The organism is Maritimibacter alkaliphilus HTCC2654, from assembly GCF_000152805.1.
In the GTDB taxonomy this organism is placed as follows: Bacteria; Pseudomonadota; Alphaproteobacteria; order Rhodobacterales; family Rhodobacteraceae; genus Maritimibacter; species Maritimibacter alkaliphilus.
Map to the genome: position 1 here is coordinate 1,576,497 of NZ_CH902578.1, position 16,388 is coordinate 1,592,884.

The 16,388-nt window shown below is 64.9% G+C and carries 21 protein-coding genes and 1 other RNA gene; 11 read left to right on the forward strand and 11 right to left on the reverse strand.

From position 1 onward, the window contains the following. Nucleotides 1–8 precede the first annotated feature (8 nt). A complete protein-coding gene (locus tag RB2654_RS08675; protein ID WP_040884619.1) occupies nucleotides 9–377 on the reverse strand; it encodes a helix-turn-helix domain-containing protein in 369 nt (122 codons plus the stop codon). A 384-nt stretch (nucleotides 378–761) separates the two neighbouring features. On the opposite strand from RB2654_RS08675, the gene RB2654_RS08680 reads away from it, so the two are divergent. Continuing rightward, complete coding sequence (locus tag RB2654_RS08680; RefSeq protein WP_040884621.1) at nucleotides 762–1,730, forward strand: NADPH:quinone oxidoreductase family protein; 969 nt, start codon at nucleotides 762–764, stop codon at nucleotides 1,728–1,730. Here RB2654_RS08680 and RB2654_RS08685 read toward each other — a convergent pair. Next, the gene (locus RB2654_RS08685; RefSeq protein ID WP_008330510.1) at nucleotides 1,667–2,584 is read right to left on the reverse strand and encodes a LysR family transcriptional regulator; all 918 of its coding nucleotides are present in this window, start codon (nucleotides 2,582–2,584) and stop codon (nucleotides 1,667–1,669) included. The genes RB2654_RS08680 and RB2654_RS08685 overlap by 64 nt on opposite strands. A 122-nt stretch (nucleotides 2,585–2,706) precedes the next feature. Between RB2654_RS08685 and RB2654_RS08690 the strand changes: the two genes are divergently transcribed. From RB2654_RS08690 to RB2654_RS24020, 3 genes are all read left to right on the forward strand, one after another. Beyond that, the gene (locus RB2654_RS08690; RefSeq protein WP_040884623.1) at nucleotides 2,707–2,919 is read left to right on the forward strand and encodes a DUF1127 domain-containing protein; all 213 of its coding nucleotides are present in this window, start codon (nucleotides 2,707–2,709) and stop codon (nucleotides 2,917–2,919) included. 134 nt (nucleotides 2,920–3,053) lie between these two features. After that, a complete protein-coding gene (locus RB2654_RS08695; RefSeq protein WP_008330530.1) occupies nucleotides 3,054–3,791 on the forward strand; it encodes a Bax inhibitor-1/YccA family protein in 738 nt (245 codons plus the stop codon). 159 nt (nucleotides 3,792–3,950) lie between these two features. Continuing rightward, on the forward strand, nucleotides 3,951–4,073 hold the full coding sequence (locus RB2654_RS24020) for a hypothetical protein (protein ID WP_008330532.1): 123 nt from the start codon (nucleotides 3,951–3,953) through the stop codon (nucleotides 4,071–4,073). Nucleotides 4,074–4,128: 55 nt separating this feature from the next. Here RB2654_RS24020 and RB2654_RS08700 read toward each other — a convergent pair whose 3' ends face one another. The 8 genes from RB2654_RS08700 to RB2654_RS08730 form a co-directional block, all read right to left on the reverse strand. Continuing rightward, nucleotides 4,129–4,680, reverse strand: a complete 552-nt coding sequence (locus RB2654_RS08700; protein ID WP_008330534.1) for a GNAT family N-acetyltransferase — start codon at nucleotides 4,678–4,680, stop codon at nucleotides 4,129–4,131. Between the two features lie 119 nt (nucleotides 4,681–4,799). After that, nucleotides 4,800–4,967: a 50S ribosomal protein L33 gene (gene rpmG, locus RB2654_RS08705; protein WP_008330537.1), complete on the reverse strand. Its 168-nt coding sequence runs from the start codon at nucleotides 4,965–4,967 to the stop codon at nucleotides 4,800–4,802. 386 nt (nucleotides 4,968–5,353) lie between these two features. Next, an RNA gene (gene rnpB, locus RB2654_RS22670) (RNase P RNA component class A) lies at nucleotides 5,354–5,757 on the reverse strand. An 11-nt stretch (nucleotides 5,758–5,768) separates the two neighbouring features. Next, nucleotides 5,769–6,374 carry an N-acetylmuramoyl-L-alanine amidase gene (locus RB2654_RS08710; RefSeq protein WP_008330539.1) on the reverse strand — a complete coding sequence of 202 codons (606 nt, stop codon included), beginning with the start codon at nucleotides 6,372–6,374 and terminating at the stop codon, nucleotides 5,769–5,771. A gap of 82 nt (nucleotides 6,375–6,456) precedes the next feature. Beyond that, complete coding sequence (locus RB2654_RS08715) at nucleotides 6,457–7,230, reverse strand: RodZ family helix-turn-helix domain-containing protein (RefSeq protein ID WP_008330540.1); 774 nt, start codon at nucleotides 7,228–7,230, stop codon at nucleotides 6,457–6,459. Between the two features lie 33 nt (nucleotides 7,231–7,263). Continuing rightward, complete coding sequence (gene gatA, locus RB2654_RS08720; protein ID WP_008330542.1) at nucleotides 7,264–8,748, reverse strand: Asp-tRNA(Asn)/Glu-tRNA(Gln) amidotransferase subunit GatA; 1,485 nt, start codon at nucleotides 8,746–8,748, stop codon at nucleotides 7,264–7,266. Further along, on the reverse strand, nucleotides 8,748–9,035 hold the full coding sequence (gatC, locus tag RB2654_RS08725; RefSeq protein ID WP_008330544.1) for an Asp-tRNA(Asn)/Glu-tRNA(Gln) amidotransferase subunit GatC: 288 nt from the start codon (nucleotides 9,033–9,035) through the stop codon (nucleotides 8,748–8,750). Before gatC ends, gatA begins: the two co-directional genes overlap by 1 nt. Before the next feature lie 28 nt (nucleotides 9,036–9,063). Continuing rightward, nucleotides 9,064–9,723: a ceramidase domain-containing protein gene (locus RB2654_RS08730; protein ID WP_008330545.1), complete on the reverse strand. Its 660-nt coding sequence runs from the start codon at nucleotides 9,721–9,723 to the stop codon at nucleotides 9,064–9,066. Nucleotides 9,724–9,769: 46 nt separating this feature from the next. Between RB2654_RS08730 and RB2654_RS08735 the strand changes: the two genes are divergently transcribed. Next, the gene (locus RB2654_RS08735) at nucleotides 9,770–10,462 is read left to right on the forward strand and encodes a metal-dependent hydrolase (RefSeq protein ID WP_008330547.1); all 693 of its coding nucleotides are present in this window, start codon (nucleotides 9,770–9,772) and stop codon (nucleotides 10,460–10,462) included. A gap of 90 nt (nucleotides 10,463–10,552) precedes the next feature. Here the strand turns inward: RB2654_RS08735 and RB2654_RS08740 are convergent, their stop codons facing one another. Beyond that, nucleotides 10,553–11,005: a nucleoside deaminase gene (locus tag RB2654_RS08740; protein ID WP_008330549.1), complete on the reverse strand. Its 453-nt coding sequence runs from the start codon at nucleotides 11,003–11,005 to the stop codon at nucleotides 10,553–10,555. Nucleotides 11,006–11,067: 62 nt separating this feature from the next. On the opposite strand from RB2654_RS08740, the gene RB2654_RS08745 reads away from it, so the two are divergent. From RB2654_RS08745 to RB2654_RS08770, 6 genes are all read left to right on the forward strand, one after another. Continuing rightward, complete coding sequence (locus RB2654_RS08745; RefSeq protein ID WP_040885577.1) at nucleotides 11,068–11,868, forward strand: pseudouridine synthase; 801 nt, start codon at nucleotides 11,068–11,070, stop codon at nucleotides 11,866–11,868. A gap of 141 nt (nucleotides 11,869–12,009) precedes the next feature. Then, on the forward strand, nucleotides 12,010–12,210 hold the full coding sequence (locus tag RB2654_RS23825; RefSeq protein WP_040884625.1) for a hypothetical protein: 201 nt from the start codon (nucleotides 12,010–12,012) through the stop codon (nucleotides 12,208–12,210). Further along, nucleotides 12,210–13,091, forward strand: coding sequence for a 5-bromo-4-chloroindolyl phosphate hydrolysis family protein (locus RB2654_RS08755; protein WP_008330557.1), 882 nt, complete (start codon nucleotides 12,210–12,212; stop codon nucleotides 13,089–13,091). Before RB2654_RS23825 ends, RB2654_RS08755 begins: the two co-directional genes overlap by 1 nt. Before the next feature lie 15 nt (nucleotides 13,092–13,106). Continuing rightward, nucleotides 13,107–14,297, forward strand: a complete 1,191-nt coding sequence (locus tag RB2654_RS08760; protein ID WP_008330560.1) for a toxic anion resistance protein — start codon at nucleotides 13,107–13,109, stop codon at nucleotides 14,295–14,297. Further along, nucleotides 14,294–15,238 (forward strand): DUF2927 domain-containing protein, encoded by a 945-nt coding sequence (locus tag RB2654_RS08765; protein WP_008330562.1) that lies wholly within the window; start codon nucleotides 14,294–14,296, stop codon nucleotides 15,236–15,238. Before RB2654_RS08760 ends, RB2654_RS08765 begins: the two co-directional genes overlap by 4 nt. Before the next feature lie 12 nt (nucleotides 15,239–15,250). Then, nucleotides 15,251–16,369 carry an SPFH domain-containing protein gene (locus RB2654_RS08770; RefSeq protein WP_008330564.1) on the forward strand — a complete coding sequence of 373 codons (1,119 nt, stop codon included), beginning with the start codon at nucleotides 15,251–15,253 and terminating at the stop codon, nucleotides 16,367–16,369. Nucleotides 16,370–16,388 lie beyond the last annotated feature (19 nt).

The window sequence follows — 16,388 nt, forward strand, 5'->3', positions numbered from 1 at the left end:
CAAGGCTTTCAGGCCGCGTCGGACAGCACGCGCGCGAGTTCGAACAGCCGACGCCGCTGGTTTTCGGGGATCGCGTAATAGCTGCGCACGAGTTCGAGCGCCTCTTTGTCGGCAAGGATGTCGTCGGGCAAGGCATGTTCCGCCTCCCGCTCGGCCCCGCCTTCCAGACCCTCGAAAAAGAAGCTCACCGGCACCGAAAGCGCGTCCGAGATATCCCAGAGTCGGGACGCGGACACACGGTTCATGCCGGTCTCATACTTCTGGATCTGCTGGAACTTGATCCCGACCTTTTCGGCAAGCTGTTGCTGCGTCATACCGACCATCCAGCGGCGATGACGTATTCTCTTTCCCACATGGACATCCACTGGATGCTTCATCGATGACGTCTCCCAACAAACACGCTCCGCAACCCCATTAGAAAGCTACAGTTTCCATTCAACCACAACCTGTCTTTTTGGCCACACCCGAGGATGCCTAAAAACTGGTTTTATTCCAGATACTTAAAGAAATTTCAGCTCGTCACGTGCTAACCCTATGGTTAACCCTTTACCCTCAATTTTTCGCCTTATACGTGTATTGCAAATTGCAAACACCGGCTTAAGTCGCTTTTGGAACCCGTCGTCGACCGATTCCCTCTCAAAAACCATCCCCGTTCCGGCCGCCAACACAGGCCCCGACAACTCGTCATGCGATATCACGCAGCGTCGCCCTCGCCTTGCAAAGCAGCCGCCGTTAGCGTGAGCGACAAACAGGAGGGCGGCATGCGCGCGTATCAAGTTGTATCTTACGACAAAAACCCTGAGTTAGTGGAAACAAATTCGCCAACTCCCGTAAATGGCGAAATCTTGCTTGAGATTTCAGCCTGTGGGTTGAACTTCGGCGACCTGTTGATGGCCAAGGGGCAGTATCAGGAGAAACCCGACCTTCCCTTCACTCTGGGCATGGAGGTGGCCGGCACCATCCGCGAGGTCGGTGAAGGGGTCGAGGGATTCGAGCCGGGGATGCGTGTGCTTGTGGGCGGCGGGTCCGGCGGGCTTGCGGACTTCGGCACCTTCCCGGCGACCAAGGCGATCCGCATCCCCGATTCGATGTCCTTCACCGATGCGGCGGCGTTTCAGGTGGCCTATGGCACATCGCATGTCGGGCTGGACTACCGCGCGCGGTTGCAGCCGGGCGAGAACCTTCTGGTGCTCGGCGCGGCCGGCGGCGTCGGCATGACGGCCATCGAGATCGGCAAGCTCATGGGTGCCAAGGTCATCGCCTGCGCCCGCGGCAAGGAAAAGCTCGAGGTCTGCAAGAGCGCCGGGGCCGACGTGCTGATCGACAGCGAAACCGACGATCTGCGCGAGGCGGTCAAGGCCGCCGGGGGCGCCGATGTGATTTATGACCCGGTCGGGGGCGATCAGTTCCGCGCCGCCATGCGGGCCACGAACCCCGAGGCGCGGATTCTGGTCGTCGGCTTCGCCTCGGGCGACATTCCGCAGATCCCGGCCAATCACCTGTTGGTCAAGAACCTCAACATCATGGGGTATTACTGGGGTGGCTATAACCGCTTCAAACCCGAGGTGCTGACGAACAGCATGGCGACGCTCATCCGCTGGTATGACGAGGGCAAGCTGAAGCCGCACGTCGGGGCCACCCTGCCGCTCGAACAGGCGGGGGACGCCTATGAGCTCATGCGTTCGCGCAAGTCCACCGGCAAGGTCGTCGTCACCACGGGTCGCGGCTGAGCCATCGTCGAATAGGCCTGCCGGAGCATGTGCAGAAGCGCCTGATGCGCCTCGCCCCGGCAGCTTTCGGCGACATAGAGATTGACGTTGTTGATCGGCAGGTCGGGCAGCGCGCCGCCGTGGTCGATGGGCTCGAGCGGGTCCATCTGAGTGCCCGCGAGCCGGGCATGAACGGCGAGGTCGGCCACCACGCTTGCGTCGATGGTGCGGCTCATCTCGCTCGTCACCGCCATTTCCCAAGGGATGCCCGCAGCGTCCAGGGCCGATTGCACGCCGGCGCGGAATTTGCACCGCTCTTCGAAGGCGAGGCGCAGGGGGCGCTGTTTCCACGCCCGGCCACCGGGGGCCCCGACCCATGTGAGCGGCAGGTGGCACAGCGTTTCGCCGTTGCCCTCGCCACGCTCCTCGGTCGTCAGGATGACATCGCAGGCCCCGCGCACGAATTCCTGCTTCAGCGCCCGCGTGAAGGACGAGATGAGCGTGACCTTCATCCGGGGAAACTCGGCATGGAAGCGTTGCAGCACCGGCGGTAGGGCGGGCATCACGATGTCATGGGGCACCCCCAGCGTGATCTCGCCCTCGAGCGCGTTGTCGGTGAGCTTGCCCCAGACCTGATCGTTCAGTTCCAGCATCCGGCGGGCATATGAAAGCAGCTGCTCCCCCTCGCCCGTCAGTTCGATGGATCGCCCGGACCGGTCGAACAGCGGCTGACCGATCGACTCCTCCAACCGCTTGAGCTGCATCGACACGGCGGATTGGCTGAGATGCAGGAGCCCGGCGGCGCGGGTCACGCCGCCCACGTCGGCCACGGTGACGAAGGCGCGCAGCGCGGTGAGGTCGAGGTTTCGGGCCATATCACGATCCTTGATGGATACCGTCAAAATCATTCGCTTCCATAATTCACGAAAGCGGTGCAGATATCAAGCATCGTAATGAAACGACCAGAAAGCATTACATTTCGAGAAGGAAACACGCCATGTCCATCGCCCGCCGCCGTATCGGCTTTGCCCCCCTGCGCAGGGTTTCGATCCTAAATGTCCTCTTCGCCATGCACGCGACGCGCCGCCAGCGCCGGGCACTGGGCAAGCTCGACTCGCATCTGCTGGACGACATCGGCGTGACGCACAAACAGGCGTGGTCGGAAACAAACCGGCCGTTCTGGGAGCTTCCGTCCCGCCACCACTGGTAACTTCACCGACTTGTCAGCCCGGGGGTCGATTTGACCCCCGGAAATGCTTGAAAACCTTGCCATGCTTGCCAATATTCATCTGGAGTTCGGGTTTACGTCGCCCGACTGGGATTTTGGTTTCATGGAGGCAGCTAATGGCTGAACAAAGAACGGTCCGCGCCGGTGTTGGTGCCCGCGCGGCACAGATCGACGAGGGCCTTCGCGCCCATATGAACAAGATCTACGGGCTGATGTCCGTGGGTCTTCTGGTCACCGCAGGGGTGGCATGGGCGTTCGGCACGGCTGAACCGCTTCAGGCGCTGCTGCGCGACCCGGTGACGCTGTCGCCGAACATCCTCGGCTGGATCGTGATGTTCCTGCCGTTGGTCATGGTCTTCGCCTTCGGCGCCGCGATCAACCGGCTGTCGGCGGCCGGCGCACAGCTGTTCTTCTACGTCTTCGCCGCCGTCATGGGCATGTCGATCTCGTGGATCTTCATGGCCTTCACGGGGGTCTCGATCGCGCAGACCTTCCTCATCACGGCGATCGCCTTCGCGGGCCTGTCGCTTTGGGGCTACACCACGAAGAAGGACATCTCCGGCTGGGGGTCGTTCCTTATCATGGGTCTGATCGGCCTGATCCTGGCCTCGATCGTGAACATCTTCCTGGGCTCGCCCGCGATCCACTTCGCGATCTCGGCGCTCGGTGTGCTGATCTTCGCGGGTCTCACGGCCTATGACACCCAGAAGCTGAAGAACGACTACATCCAGCACGCCCATGCGATGGACAGCGAATGGCTGGCGAAGTCGGCGATCATGGGGGCGCTGAACCTCTACCTCGACTTCATCAACCTGTTCATGTTCCTGCTCCAGTTCCTCGGCAATCGCGAGTAACCGCAGGCGGAGAACACCCCGAAGGGCCGGTCCAAGCGACCGGCCCTTTTTGCATGGATTGGCATCAATCGACGTGATGACACCCTTTTGGCGACCAATTCCCGCCACATTTACCAACTACGCAACCCTGAGGGGCAACTTGGTAAACGAGGGATTACTATGACCACCATCACTCTTGTCGGCGTCGGCGCATTCTTTTCCGGCGTCGCGCTCATGTATCTTGTCATGAGCCGCACCGCGAACAAACGCCGTCTGGAAGAGATGCAGGGCTCGGAAGCCTGATCTCACCCGGACACGAACGAAAGGCCGCGCGGACCCCGCGCGGCCTTTCGCCGTTCTACAACACCCGGCGCATCTGAACCGCCGGAAAGCTGAGACCCGGTCCCAGCGCCAGATCGACCTCGCCCTGGTCGCTGAACCCCATGCGCGCGTAAAAGCCCCGCGCGGTGAGGGTCGACAGGCAGGAAAGCACCCGGACGCCCGCGTCACGGGCGTCTTCGATCACCGTCTCCAGAAGGATGGCCCCGACCCCTGACCCCGCGTGATCGGGATGCACCGCGACATGGCGCACATGGCCCCAGTCGAGCGGCGCGGCCCCGCCCGCCGGTCCGCGCCAGGTCCAGCCCCCTGCCCCGATCAAATCGCCGCCCCCGGTCTCGGCCACCAGATACCCCGGCGCCATCAGCAGGTCCGGCTGCGCCCGGCCGATCTTGGGAACCGCCTGCGCCAACACGGACGGCCGGTAATCGGGGGCGAGCAGGACGCGGTAGCTTTCGGTCAGAAGCCGCGTGAGCGCGGCCTCGTCGTCCGGCTGCGCCCGGCGCAGCGTGAAGGGGGGAAGCGTCGGGGAATGGCGTTGCCCCGCTTCGGGTTCGCAATGGTGGATCATCCTGTCGGTCCTCTCGTTCGTGTCGTTGGAACGGGGTCCGGGCGGATGTCGTCTGCACAAAGAAAAACCGCGCGTCCCCGGTGGGTCGCGCGGCTTTTACGTCTTGGCTCAAGAAGGGCTTACTTGATCTTGCCTTCTTTGTACTCGACGTGCTTGCGCGCGACCGGATCGTATTTGCGTACGGTCATCTTCTCGGTCATCGTGCGTGCGTTCTTCTTGGTCACATAGAAGTGGCCCGTGTCCGCGGTCGAGTTCAGGCGGATCTTGATCGTCGTCGGTTTCGCCATGTTTCCAGCTCCTCATCGGTCGCAGCAAAGCCGCCCGGGTAAATCCTTGAAGCCCGCCTTCTATAGAAACGCGGGCCTGAGTCAACCACCCTTCCACCACTTTTCGCACCCCGCACCCGCGAGTCTTCTGTGGGTCAAGGATCGCGCCAGCGACCACGGCCCTGGCCGTGGCTCGTCCTTGACCCGCAGACGACTCGCACCATGCTTGAACAGGCGCTCTGAGGGGGCAGTCCTGCCCCTCAGACGCCTCCCCAGCAAAGGCCGCAGGGATCACGCCACGACCGACGCGCGGCAAGGGCGGCCACCGCGGCGTCCCGGCGCAGCCGGGGCGGCGCACATCCTGTGCGGGCGTGCGCCCGCGCCTTTCGATCGCGGAAAACGTGGATATGCGCGGACGGCCTGTAAGCCGGATTCTGTGACGCCGGGTCGCCCCGGTGCCGACGATCATTCCTCTAGGCGATCCGTTACCGAACCGCTCGAGCTGCCAACCCGGACCTCCGGGCCAAGGCGGCCCTGCCCTCGCGGGGCGCGAGGTCCCTATTCGGCATTGCTCCCGGTGGGGCTTGCCGTGCCGGTCCGGTTGCCCGTCCCGCGGTGGGCTCTTACCCCACCGTTTCAGCCTTACCCGGGGTTCATCGCGTCAGCGATTGACCCGGGCGGTTTGTTCTCTGTGGCGCTTTCCCTCGGGTTGCCCCGGCCGGGCGTTACCCGGCACCGTTGCCTTGTGGAGTCCGGACTTTCCTCCCGCAGCGGAGTTGCCCCCGCCACCGGCGACCGTCCGGCCATCCGCGCGAGGGTCATCTAGGCGGCGGGCGCGCCCCGGTCAACGGGGAAGCGGTCGGCCAGATCGCGAATGATGGCCATGTCGCGCCCGTCGAACGGCCCCCGCGCCCAGGGCCGAAAGCGTTGGCGCATCGCGTCCAGCACCGCACCGAAGCCCTCGCCCACCGGATATCCGAAGATCCGGGCCGCGCCGAGAAACGCCTCTTCGCGGGGCTGCGCCCCCTCATCGTTCGGGTCGGGCCAGACCGCCTGCCCTTCGCGTGCGAGACGACGCCAGTCGAACCGGCGGCCTGGATCGGATTTGCGCAGGGGCGCGAAATCGGAATGGCCGATCACGCCGTGGAGCGGGATGGACCAGCGGCCCCGGATGTCGGAAATCAACGTGGTGAGCGCCGCCATCTGCGGTTCGGTGAACGGAACGAGGCCGGAATTGTCCAATTCGATGCCGATGGAGCGCGAGTTCACGTCACCGCGCCCGCCCCAGTCGCCCTGACCCGCGTGCCATGCGCGTCGGTCTTCCTCGACCATCTGCCACAGCGCCCCGTCCTGCGCGATGAGGTAGTGGCACGATACCTCGTGCTCCGGGCTGCACAGCCGGTCCAACGCGGCCTCGGCGCTGGCCATGGCGGTGTAATGGATGACGATGAGTTCGGGGACCAGCCCGTCGCGGCGATCCCCGAAATTGGGCGATGGACGCCAGATCGCGTTACTGCGGGGTATCGCCCAGCGTCTCCCGGTCGGTGTATTCGGTCACGACTTCGGGCGCACCCTGACGGGCGGCGCGGAACGGGGCCGGATCCCAGTAACAGGCGAAGCCGTCGCCATCGGGGTCGAGCCCCTGCGGATCGCGGTTCGGGCCACCGGCGTTCAGGAACGCCTCCTGCGCCAGATCGCTGTGGGAATATTTGGCGCAGTTCCGCTCGAACCGGGCCTGCGCGTTGAAGCCCGAACGGCTGTAAAGCTGCTGGCCGCGTGCATTGTTCGTCGCGAGGGCGAACTTCACGACCGATGCGCCGTTGCCGCCTTCGCGCTGCGGCACCTCGGTGGGATGGATCACCACGTATTGCGCGCGGTTCTCGGCCAGACGCTCGGCGTCGGACTGGATCGATTCCCGTTCCGACACGGCCTGAAAGTTGTTCTCGTCCGAGATCACGGCCGTGTTCGCCACGGCCCCGTCTTCGACCGCCGCGCCGGAGGTGACGGGCGGCACCGTGGCGGTGCCCGCATTCACCGTCGCACTGGACGACATCGCGCTGAGGGGCGCGCCTGTAGTGGTCGTCGTCGTCGCCGGGCCGCTCAGGCCCAGAACCTGCGAGGTTTCCGCCGCGATTGCCGCGCCTTCGCTGTCGATCGGCTGGCTCGACACCGTGGCCGCGCCGGGGAGCGTCGCCTCGTTCGCGCTCTGCGCCCCGCTGTCGGGGATCGGTCCGGCGCAGGCGGCCAGTGCCAGAACGGATGTAAGGAGTGCGGCGTTACGCATGTTTTCAGGGTCTCCGGAGGGATTTCCGGCCGTTTACCACCATTTTTCCGGCTTGGAAACAAAACCGGCCGCGCCTTCGAGGGCGTAGGCGACATTCAGCAGGTCACCCTCTTCCCACGGACGCCCGATGAGTTGCAGCCCAAGCGGAAGCCCTTGTTTGTCGAGCCCGGCGGGAACCGAGATGCCCGGCAGTCCGGCAAGGTTCACGGTGACGGTGAACACGTCTTGCAGATACATTTCGACCGGATCGGCCTCGGACATCTCACCCAGACCGAAGGCCGGACCGGGGGTCGCGGGGGTCAGGATCGCGTCGACGCCCTGATCGAACGCCTCGTCGAAGTCGCGCTTGATGAGCGCACGCACGCGGCGGGCGCGGTTGTAATAGGCGTCGTAGAAGCCTGCCGACAGCACGTAGGTGCCGACCATGACGCGGCGCTGCACCTCATGCCCGAAGCCCTCGGCGCGGGTCTTTTCGTACATGTCGACGATGCCTTCGCCCTTGGCGAGCGATGCACGGTGGCCGTAGCGCACGCCGTCATAGCGGGCGAGGTTCGAGGACGCCTCGGCGGGCGCGATCACGTAATAGGCTGGCAGCGCGTATTTCGTGTGGGGGAGCGAGATGTCGATGATCCGGGCGCCGGCGTCCTTCAGCATCGCGGTGCCGTCGGCCCAGAGCTTTTCGACCTCTTCCGGCATCCCGTCCATCCGGTATTCCTTGGGAATACCGATCACCTTGCCCTTGATGTCGCCCGTCAGCATCGCCTCGAAGTTCGGCACCGGAATGTCCGCCGAGGTCGAATCCTTCGGGTCATGCGAACACATGGCTTCCAGCATGATCGCGGCGTCGCGCACGTTCTTGGTCATCGGCCCGGCCTGATCCAGCGACGAGGCGAAGGCGATGATGCCCCAGCGCGAGCAGCGCCCGTAGGTCGGTTTGATGCCGGTGATCCCGGTCAGTGCGGCGGGCTGGCGGATCGAGCCGCCGGTGTCGGTGCCGGTGGCGGCAAGGCACAGATCGGCGGCGACGGCCGAAGCCGAGCCACCCGACGAGCCGCCGGGCGTGAGCTGGCGGTCGTCCACTTTCCACGGGTTCACGGCATTGCCGTAGACGCTGGTTTCATTGGACGAGCCCATGGCGAATTCGTCCATGTTGAGCTTGCCCAGCATGACCGCGCCCGCGTCGATCAGGTTCTGGCTGACAGTCGATTCATACTCCGGCTTGAACCCTTCGAGGATGCCCGACGCCGCCTGGCTTTCGACGCCCTGCGTGCAGAACAGGTCCTTGATCCCGACCGGGATACCGCACATGGCGGGGGCCTCTTCGCCGCTTTTCAGGCGCGCATCGGCGGCCTTGGCGCGCTCCAGCGCGATGTCAGGCGTCTTGTGCACGAAGGCATTGAGCGCGCCCGCGGCGTCGATGGCGCCGATGCAGGCCTCGGTCAGTTCCACGCTCGTCACGTCGCCCTTCTTCAGCGCGTCGCGCGCTTCGGCGATGGTCAGCTTGTTCAGATCGGACATTATTCAACCACCTTCGGCACGGCGAAAAAGCCCTCGCGGGCATCGGGGGCGTTTCGCAGGATCTTGTCGGCCTGATCGCCTTCGGTCACCACGTCCTCACGCCGTTTGAGGCGCTGGGGGGTCACCGAGGTCATCGGTTCGATCCCGTCCACGTTCACCTCGTTCAACTCTTCGATGAAGCCCAGGATGGTGTTGAATTCGTCCGCCAGCGCGGGGAGCGCGTCATCCTCGACCCGGATGCGGGCGAGATGCGCCACCTTGCGCGCGGTGTCCTTGTCGATCGACATATCTGCCTCCGTAAACGTCCGTGGCGGTTTAGCCTTGGCGGGCCTTAGCTGCAAGCATGTGCCGGATGTAGAAACTGGCGAACCAGCCGAGAAGGAAAGCGTTCAGCAGATGCCACAGGAAATGGGTGCCGATCGGAAGCTGGCCGCAGACCCGTTCGTCGAGGCTGCGGAAGGTGATCGAGAGCGCGAGGAGCGCGAAGCCTGTCCAGAAATCCCACGCGAGCTGGCCCGAGGCCATGATCGCGAACAGGCCGATCCAGAGAAGCACGGGGATATAGCCGGCCGACGAGCCGAGCCACGGCGCGATATTGCCGATGGGATAGGCGACGGCCATGAACGGGAAGAACAGAAGCGTGATGATCGCGGCCATCGGCAGCGACTGTCTGAACAGATCCCAGGTGGCCGCGAAGGTGAAAAGCAGGACGAAGATCAGGATCGGCGCCGTGTCCATCGCCCCCGCCCAGCGTGTCGCGAAGGTGTGGAACAGGAACGACCCGATTCCGATGGCGAAAAGCACGATCGCCATCGCCTCGGCCAGCGGCAGCCCGCGCCCCTGCGCCTTGCGCCAGATGACGAACCCCGAAACCAGGAAGGCGATGTTGGTCAGGGCATTGATCGGCTCGGCCCAGAACCCGAACCCCATCCGTTCGCAATAGGCGTCGATCTGCGCGGTCCAGTCCATCGACATCCCCTCCCATCCTGTTACGCTCCCGTCCAAAACAGGAGGTATCCCCATGAAGATCATCTGGCACGGACACGCAAGCTTCCGCATCGAAATCGAGGATCAGGTTCTCTTGATCGACCCGTGGCTCGAAGGCAACCCGATGCTGCCCGAAGACCAGTGGGCGGCCGCGACCGAGGGCGCGACCCATGTGCTCGTCACCCACGGGCATTTCGACCACGCCAATTCGGCGGTCGGAATCTGCGGCGACAAGGGCATCCCCTGCGTCGGCATTTTCGACCTGATGGGGTTCTGGGAGAAAAAGCACGGGCTGGAGGTCATAGGCTTCAACAAGGGCGGCACGGTGAAGCTGGGCAAGGTGGCGGTCACGATGGTGAACGCGACCCATTCCTCGTCCGAGCAGACCGCGGACGGCCCGCGCTACCTCGGCAACGAATCGGGCTACATGATCTCGGGCGAGGGTCACACGATCTATGTCTCGGGCGACACCGACATCATGGCCGACATGGAGTGGATGGGCGACATCCACAAACCGGACATCGGCATCCTGTGTGCGGGCGGTCATTTCACGATGGATATGGCGCGCGCGTCCTACGCGGCGAAGCGGTATTTCGACTTCAAGACCGTGATCCCGTGCCATTACCGCACCTTCCCGCTGCTCGAGCAGTCGGCCGAGGTGATGAAGGGCGAGTTGAAGGGCGTCGAGGTGATCGAGCCCGAGGTGATGCAAGCCATCGAGATCTGAGGCTTCGCGGCGGGCAAGCCCGCCACGACCCGCTGGGGGAGGCCAGCCTCCCCCAGACCCCCTCCGGGATATTTCGGACCGGAAAGGTGTTTAGCGTTTTTTGCCGAAGAAGGTCTTGAGGAGCGTCTCGGCCTCGGCGGCGGCGATTCCGTCGTAGACGTCGGGCGCGTGATGGCATTGCGGGTGGCTGAAGACGCGCGCGCCGTGGGCGGTGCCGCCGGATTTGGGGTCGGAGGCGCCGTAATACAGGCGGCGGATGCGTGCGAAGGAAATGACGGCGGCGCACATCGGGCAGGGTTCGAGCGTGACATAGAGGTCGTGATCCGGGAGGCGCTCAGATCCTGCGGCGGCGCAGGCCGCGCGGATCACCAGCGTTTCGGCATGGGCCGTGGGGTCGGACAATTCGCGCGTCCGGTTGCCTGCCTGCGCGACGATGGTGCCGTCCGGGCCGACCAGCACCGCGCCCACGGGCACTTCGCCGCGGTCGGCGGCGGCGCGCGCCTCGTCCAGGGCCGCATCCATGTATGAGCGAAAGCCGGTCATGCCCCTTCATCGCGCGCCGCGCGCCGCTGGACAAGGGGTGGCCCGCGCCCTATCCGGGGACCATGACCGACAAGACCCCTCCCGGCGACAGGATCGCCAAGGTGCTTTCGCGTGCCGGCGTCGCCTCGCGCCGCGAGGCCGAGCGCATGATCGAGGCCGGGCGCGTGAGTGTGAACGGCAAGGTGATCGACAGCCCGGCGCTGAACGTCACGCCGCGCGACAAGATCACTGTGGACGGCACGCTGGTCGAGAAACCCGAAGCGCCGCGCCTGTGGCTTTACCACAAGCCCACCGGGCTCGTGACCACCGAGCGCGACGAGAAGGGCCGCGAGACGGTGTTCGACAAGCTGCCGGAGGACATGCCACGGGTGATGAGCGTCGGGCGGCTCGACCTCAATTCCGAAGGGCTTTTGCTCCTCACCAATGATGGCGGCATCAAGCGCAAGCTGGAGCTGCCCTCGACCGGCTGGGTGCGCAAGTACCGCGTGCGGGTGAACGGCAAGCCCGAAGAGGCGGTGCTCGAGAAACTGCGCAAGGGTATCACCGTGGACGGGGAGGCGTTTCAGGGCATGTCCGTAACGCTGGACCGCCAGCAGGGCGCGAACGCCTGGCTCACCATCGGGCTGCGCGAGGGCAAGAACCGCGAGATCCGCCGCGCGATGGAAGCCGTGGGGCTGACCGTGAACCGGCTAATCCGCATCTCCTATGGTCCGTTCCGTCTGGGCGAGCTCAAGGCGGGCGCGGTCGAGGAGGTCAAGGGGCGCGTGTTGCGCGACCAGCTTGGGCTTGAGGCGCCGAAAGACCCGACGGGGACCGCGAAAAAGACACCCGTGCGCCGCCGTAAGCCGACGCGCAAACGCTGATCCCTTCTCTGTTTCCAGAAACCTCGGGGGTGGGGCGCATTTGCCCTGCAAATGCGTCCAAGGGGGCTGGCCCCCTTCACCCGTGCGGTTTCGCCAGCGGCGAAAACGCGCAAAACCTGCGCGGGCGCAAGCCCGCTCCGCTTGGGAGCGTCGCGTATCGGCAAGGTTCCCCGCCTTTTCGGGATTCATCTGGCCCGCAGGCCCCGCAGCCCCTATATCTATCACAAGTCATGGGAATTTCCGGCCGAGGGGGTCGTGGTGTCCGGTTCCGGTTTGCAGAAACTGTCCTACCTGCTGTTGCTCGCGCTCATTCTGTATGTCGCGGTCACGGGGGGTGGCTGATGGCCCAACGGTACGGCGGGAAATACAGCCCGGACAGGACGGACAAGGCGTCGCCCGCGCCGAAAAACCCGTTCGACGGGCAGACCCGGTCGCGCGCGGGCGGGCGGGTGAACTTCCTTTTTCTGGCCCCCCTGCCCCTTGCGGTGTCGGCCTTCTTTCTCGACCCGGCGGGTCTGGCCCTGCGCCTTGTCGCCTTCGGCCTGCTGATCCTCGCGGCCTGGCTCACGCGCGAAGGGGTGCTGGCACACGAGGCCTATGACGCGCGCAAGATCGCGCGCCGCCCTGCTGCGCCGCGCAAGATCCTCGGGTCGGTCACCACCGGGCTCGGTCTCGCGCTCGCGGGGTTCATGGGCGGCGGCGTGATGAACGCCGTCATCTTCGGGGTGCTGGGGGCCGCGCTTCACGTGATGGCCTTCGGTCCCGACCCGATGAAGAACAAGGGCATGGAAGGGGTGGACGAGTTCCAGACCGACCGGGTGGCGCGTGCCGTGGGCGAGGCCGAGAAACTGCTTGCCGCGATGAAGGATGCGATCCTGCGTGCCCGCGACCGCGAGCTCGAGCGCCGGGTCGACAGCTTTCAGGCCACCGCGCGCCATATGTTCCGCACAATCGAGGACGACCCGCGCGATCTGACGGCGGCCCGGAAGTATCTGACGGTCTATCTGATGGGCGCGCGCGACGCGACGGTGAAGTTCGCCGACATCTACAGCCAGTCGCGCAACAGTGCGGCGCGGGCGGATTACGTGCGGCTTCTCGACGATCTGGAGACGAATTTCACGGCGCGGACACAGAAGATGCTTACCGACGATCATGCCGATCTGAACATCGAGATCGACGTGCTGCGTGAACGGCTGGCCCGCGAAGGCGTGGTCAGTTCTTAAAACAGGGACAGGGCGATGGACGACAAGACATTCAAGGAAGCGGGCACCGAGACCAAGGCCGTCGAAGATCTGACGGCGGTGGTCCTGCGGGAACCTTCGACCGAACTGGTGCCGCTCGAGGCGGCCGATGCGGGCCAAAAGGCCGAGATCACCAAGCGGATGGGCGAGCTCGACATGGGCAACACCCAGTCGATCATCGAATTCGGTTCGTCGGCGCAGGCCGAATTGCAGACCATCAGTCAGGAAATGCTGTCGGGCGTGCGCAACAAGGATGTCGGCCCGGCAGGCGACAGCTTGCGCGATATCGTCACGACGATCCGGGGCTTTTCGGTCAGCGAGCTGGACATGCGCCGCAAGCGCACCTTCTGGGAGCGGATCATCGGCAAGGCCGCGCCCGCGGCCAAGTTCGCGGCGCGCTACGAGGACGTTCAGGGACAGATCGACCGGATCACCGACAACCTGCTCAAGCATGAGCATGTGCTGCTGAAGGACATCAAGTCTCTCGACGTGCTGTACGACAAGACGCTCGATTTCTACGACGAACTCGCGCTCTACATCGCGGCGGGCGAGGCCAAGATCAAGGAGTTGGACGAGACGACGATTCCCGCCAAGGCGGCCGAAGTCGATGCCGCGCCCGAGGAACAGGGCGTGATGAAGGCGCAGGAATTGCGCGACCTGCGCGCGGCCCGCGACGATCTGGAACGCCGGGTGCATGACCTGAAACTCACCCGTCAGGTCACGATGCAGTCGCTGCCCTCGATCCGGCTGGTGCAGGAGAACGACAAGAGCCTCGTCACGAAGATCAACTCGACGCTGGTCAACACCGTCCCGTTATGGGAGACGCAGCTTGCGCAGGCCGTGACGATCCAGCGGTCCGCCGAAGCGGCGGCCGCGGTGAAAGAGGCCAACGACCTGACGAACGAGCTGCTCACGGCGAATGCCAAGAACCTGCGCGAGTCGAACAAGGTCGTGCGGCAGGAGATGGAGCGCGGCGTGTTCGATATCGAGGCGATCAAGACCGCGAACGCCGAACTTATCGCCACGATTCAGGAAAGCCTCCAGATCGCGGACGAAGGCAAGGCGAAACGTGCCGCCGCCGAGGAAGAGTTGAAGAAGATGGAGACCGAGCTGAAAGAAACGCTCGCGTCGGCCAAGGCCCGCGACACCGCGTCGGGGCATAACATGGGCGAGTCCGTACCGAATTGAAACTGAAGTCAGCCATTCTGCCCGCCGCGCTGGTCGCGGCGGGTCTTTTGTCCGGATGCGACATGCCGGGCAGCGGGGCCGTGCGCACGGCCCCGGCCCCGGAGCCGCGCCCCGATGCCTCGAACGTGCCCGAGGCGGATGGGCTGTCGCCCGAACTCGTCTCCTACTACGCGCGGTTGCAGAACGGGCTGCTTTCGCAGGGTCTGCTGCGCACCGATGGCGGCGGGCCGGACGCGCCGTTCACCGCGCGTGACCTGACCCGGAATTTCCTGCGCATCGCGTTCTACGAGGAATATGCGGATCAGGGCGGCACGCTCGTCGCCCGCGAAAGCGCGTCGCGCCTGCATCGCTGGACCAAGCCCGTGCGCCTGACGCTGGAATTCGGCCCGTCGGTCAGCCCGGCGAAACGCACGCGCGATTCCAACGAACTCGCCGCCTTCGCCAACCGTCTGGGCCGCATCACCGGCCACCCGATCTCGGTCGGGCGGGGCGGCAATTTCCACGTCTTCATCCTGTCGGAAAGCGAACGCCGCGCGATGGAGCCGACGCTGCGGCGGATCATGCCGAACATTTCGCGCACCGCCCTGAACACCGTTCTGAACCTGCCTGAATCGACCTACTGCCTCGCCTTCGCGACCGATCCCGAACAGGACGGCACCTACGATCAGGCCGTGGCGATCATCCGGGCGGAACACCCCGACCTCTTGCGCGCGTCCTGCATTCAGGAAGAGGTGGCGCAGGGTCTGGGGCTGTCGAACGATTATCCGCTGGCCCGCCCGTCGATCTTCAACGACGACGAGGAATTCGGCCTCCTCACGACTCATGACGAAAAACTTTTGGAAATGCTCTACGATGAACGCCTGCGCCCCGGCATGTCCGAGGGGGAGGCGCGACCGATCGTCGAGCGGATCGCCTCGGACCTGATGGGCGGCAATGTATAGGGAGATGGGACAATGGGCATTCTGGATTTCCTGAGCGGGCAATTCATCGACGTCATCCACTGGACGGACGATACCCGCGACACGATGGTCTGGCGGTTCGAGCGTGAAGGCCACGAGATCAAGTACGGCGCGAAGCTGACGGTGCGCGAGGGTCAGGCGGCGGTGTTCGTGCATGAGGGGCAGCTGGCGGATGTGTTCACGCCGGGGCTTTACATGCTCGAAACCAACAACATGCCGATCATGACCTCGCTTCAGCACTGGGATCATGGGTTCAAGTCGCCGTTCAAGTCGGAAATCTATTACGTCAACACGACCCGGTTCACCGACCTCAAATGGGGCACGAAGAACCCGATCATGTGCCGCGACCCCGAGTTCGGCCCGGTGCGCCTGCGCGCCTTCGGCACCTACGCCGTGCGCGTGACCGACCCGGCCCTGTTCCTTCAGGAAATCGTCGGCACGGATGGCGAGTTCACGATGGACGAGGTCAGCTTCCAGATCCGCAACATCATCGTGCAGAGCTTTTCCCGCGTGATCGCAGGGTCGGGCATCCCGGTGCTCGACATGGCGGCGAACACGCAGGAACTGGGCAAGATGGTGGCGAACGAGATCACCAAGATCGTGGCGGATTACGGCCTCGCGATCCCCGAATTCTATATCGAGAACATCTCGCTTCCCCCGGCGGTCGAAGAGGCGCTGGACAAGCGCACCTCGCGCGGGCTGGCGGGCAATCTCGACGAGCACATGAAATGGTCGGCCGCCGAGGCGCTGCAAAAGGGCGGTGCCGCCTCCGAAGGCATGGGCGCGGCGATGGGCATGGGTCTGGGCATGGCGATGGCGCAGGGTGCCGGGACGATGCAGGGCCCGTGGGGCGCCGCCCCCGCGCCCGCCGCCGCCCGCCCAGCACCGCCGCCCCCGCCGCCGGCCGAGAAGGTCTGGCACATCGCCGAGAACGGCGAGACCAAAGGCCCGTTCAGCCGCGCCACGATGGGGCAAAAGGCCGGGGCCGGTGAGGTCACGCGCGAGACGATGGTGTGGACCGCCGGGCAGGACGGCTGGATGAAGGCCGAGGACGTGGCCGACCTCGCCACCCTGTTCACGGTCATGCCGCCGCCCCCGCCGCCTGCGGTCTGAGGCGTCGACGATCGGTGGG

Coding starts and splice junctions, on each gene's coding strand:
- RB2654_RS08690 (WP_040884623.1), top strand. CDS start 2,707: ATGTCCATCGCCCGCCGCCGTATCGGCTTTGCCCCCCTGCGCAGGGTT.
- RB2654_RS08735 (WP_008330547.1), top strand. CDS start 9,770: ATGAAGATCATCTGGCACGGACACGCAAGCTTCCGCATCGAAATCGAG.
- RB2654_RS08770 (WP_008330564.1), top strand. CDS start 15,251: ATGGGCATTCTGGATTTCCTGAGCGGGCAATTCATCGACGTCATCCAC.
- RB2654_RS08695 (WP_008330530.1), top strand. CDS start 3,054: ATGGCTGAACAAAGAACGGTCCGCGCCGGTGTTGGTGCCCGCGCGGCA.
- RB2654_RS08760 (WP_008330560.1), top strand. CDS start 13,107: ATGGACGACAAGACATTCAAGGAAGCGGGCACCGAGACCAAGGCCGTC.
- RB2654_RS08740 (WP_008330549.1), bottom strand. CDS start 11,005: ATGACCGGCTTTCGCTCATACATGGATGCGGCCCTGGACGAGGCGCGC.
- RB2654_RS08755 (WP_008330557.1), top strand. CDS start 12,210: ATGGCCCAACGGTACGGCGGGAAATACAGCCCGGACAGGACGGACAAG.
- RB2654_RS08675 (WP_040884619.1), bottom strand. CDS start 377: ATGAAGCATCCAGTGGATGTCCATGTGGGAAAGAGAATACGTCATCGC.
- RB2654_RS08745 (WP_040885577.1), top strand. CDS start 11,068: ATGACCGACAAGACCCCTCCCGGCGACAGGATCGCCAAGGTGCTTTCG.
- RB2654_RS08685 (WP_008330510.1), bottom strand. CDS start 2,584: ATGGCCCGAAACCTCGACCTCACCGCGCTGCGCGCCTTCGTCACCGTG.
- rpmG (WP_008330537.1), bottom strand. CDS start 4,967: ATGGCGAAACCGACGACGATCAAGATCCGCCTGAACTCGACCGCGGAC.
- RB2654_RS08715 (WP_008330540.1), bottom strand. CDS start 7,230: ATGCGTAACGCCGCACTCCTTACATCCGTTCTGGCACTGGCCGCCTGC.
- RB2654_RS08680 (WP_040884621.1), top strand. CDS start 762: ATGCGCGCGTATCAAGTTGTATCTTACGACAAAAACCCTGAGTTAGTG.
- RB2654_RS08730 (WP_008330545.1), bottom strand. CDS start 9,723: ATGTCGATGGACTGGACCGCGCAGATCGACGCCTATTGCGAACGGATG.
- RB2654_RS24020 (WP_008330532.1), top strand. CDS start 3,951: ATGACCACCATCACTCTTGTCGGCGTCGGCGCATTCTTTTCCGGCGTC.
- RB2654_RS08710 (WP_008330539.1), bottom strand. CDS start 6,374: ATGGCCAGCGCCGAGGCCGCGTTGGACCGGCTGTGCAGCCCGGAGCAC.
- gatC (WP_008330544.1), bottom strand. CDS start 9,035: ATGTCGATCGACAAGGACACCGCGCGCAAGGTGGCGCATCTCGCCCGC.
- gatA (WP_008330542.1), bottom strand. CDS start 8,748: ATGTCCGATCTGAACAAGCTGACCATCGCCGAAGCGCGCGACGCGCTG.
- RB2654_RS08700 (WP_008330534.1), bottom strand. CDS start 4,680: ATGATCCACCATTGCGAACCCGAAGCGGGGCAACGCCATTCCCCGACG.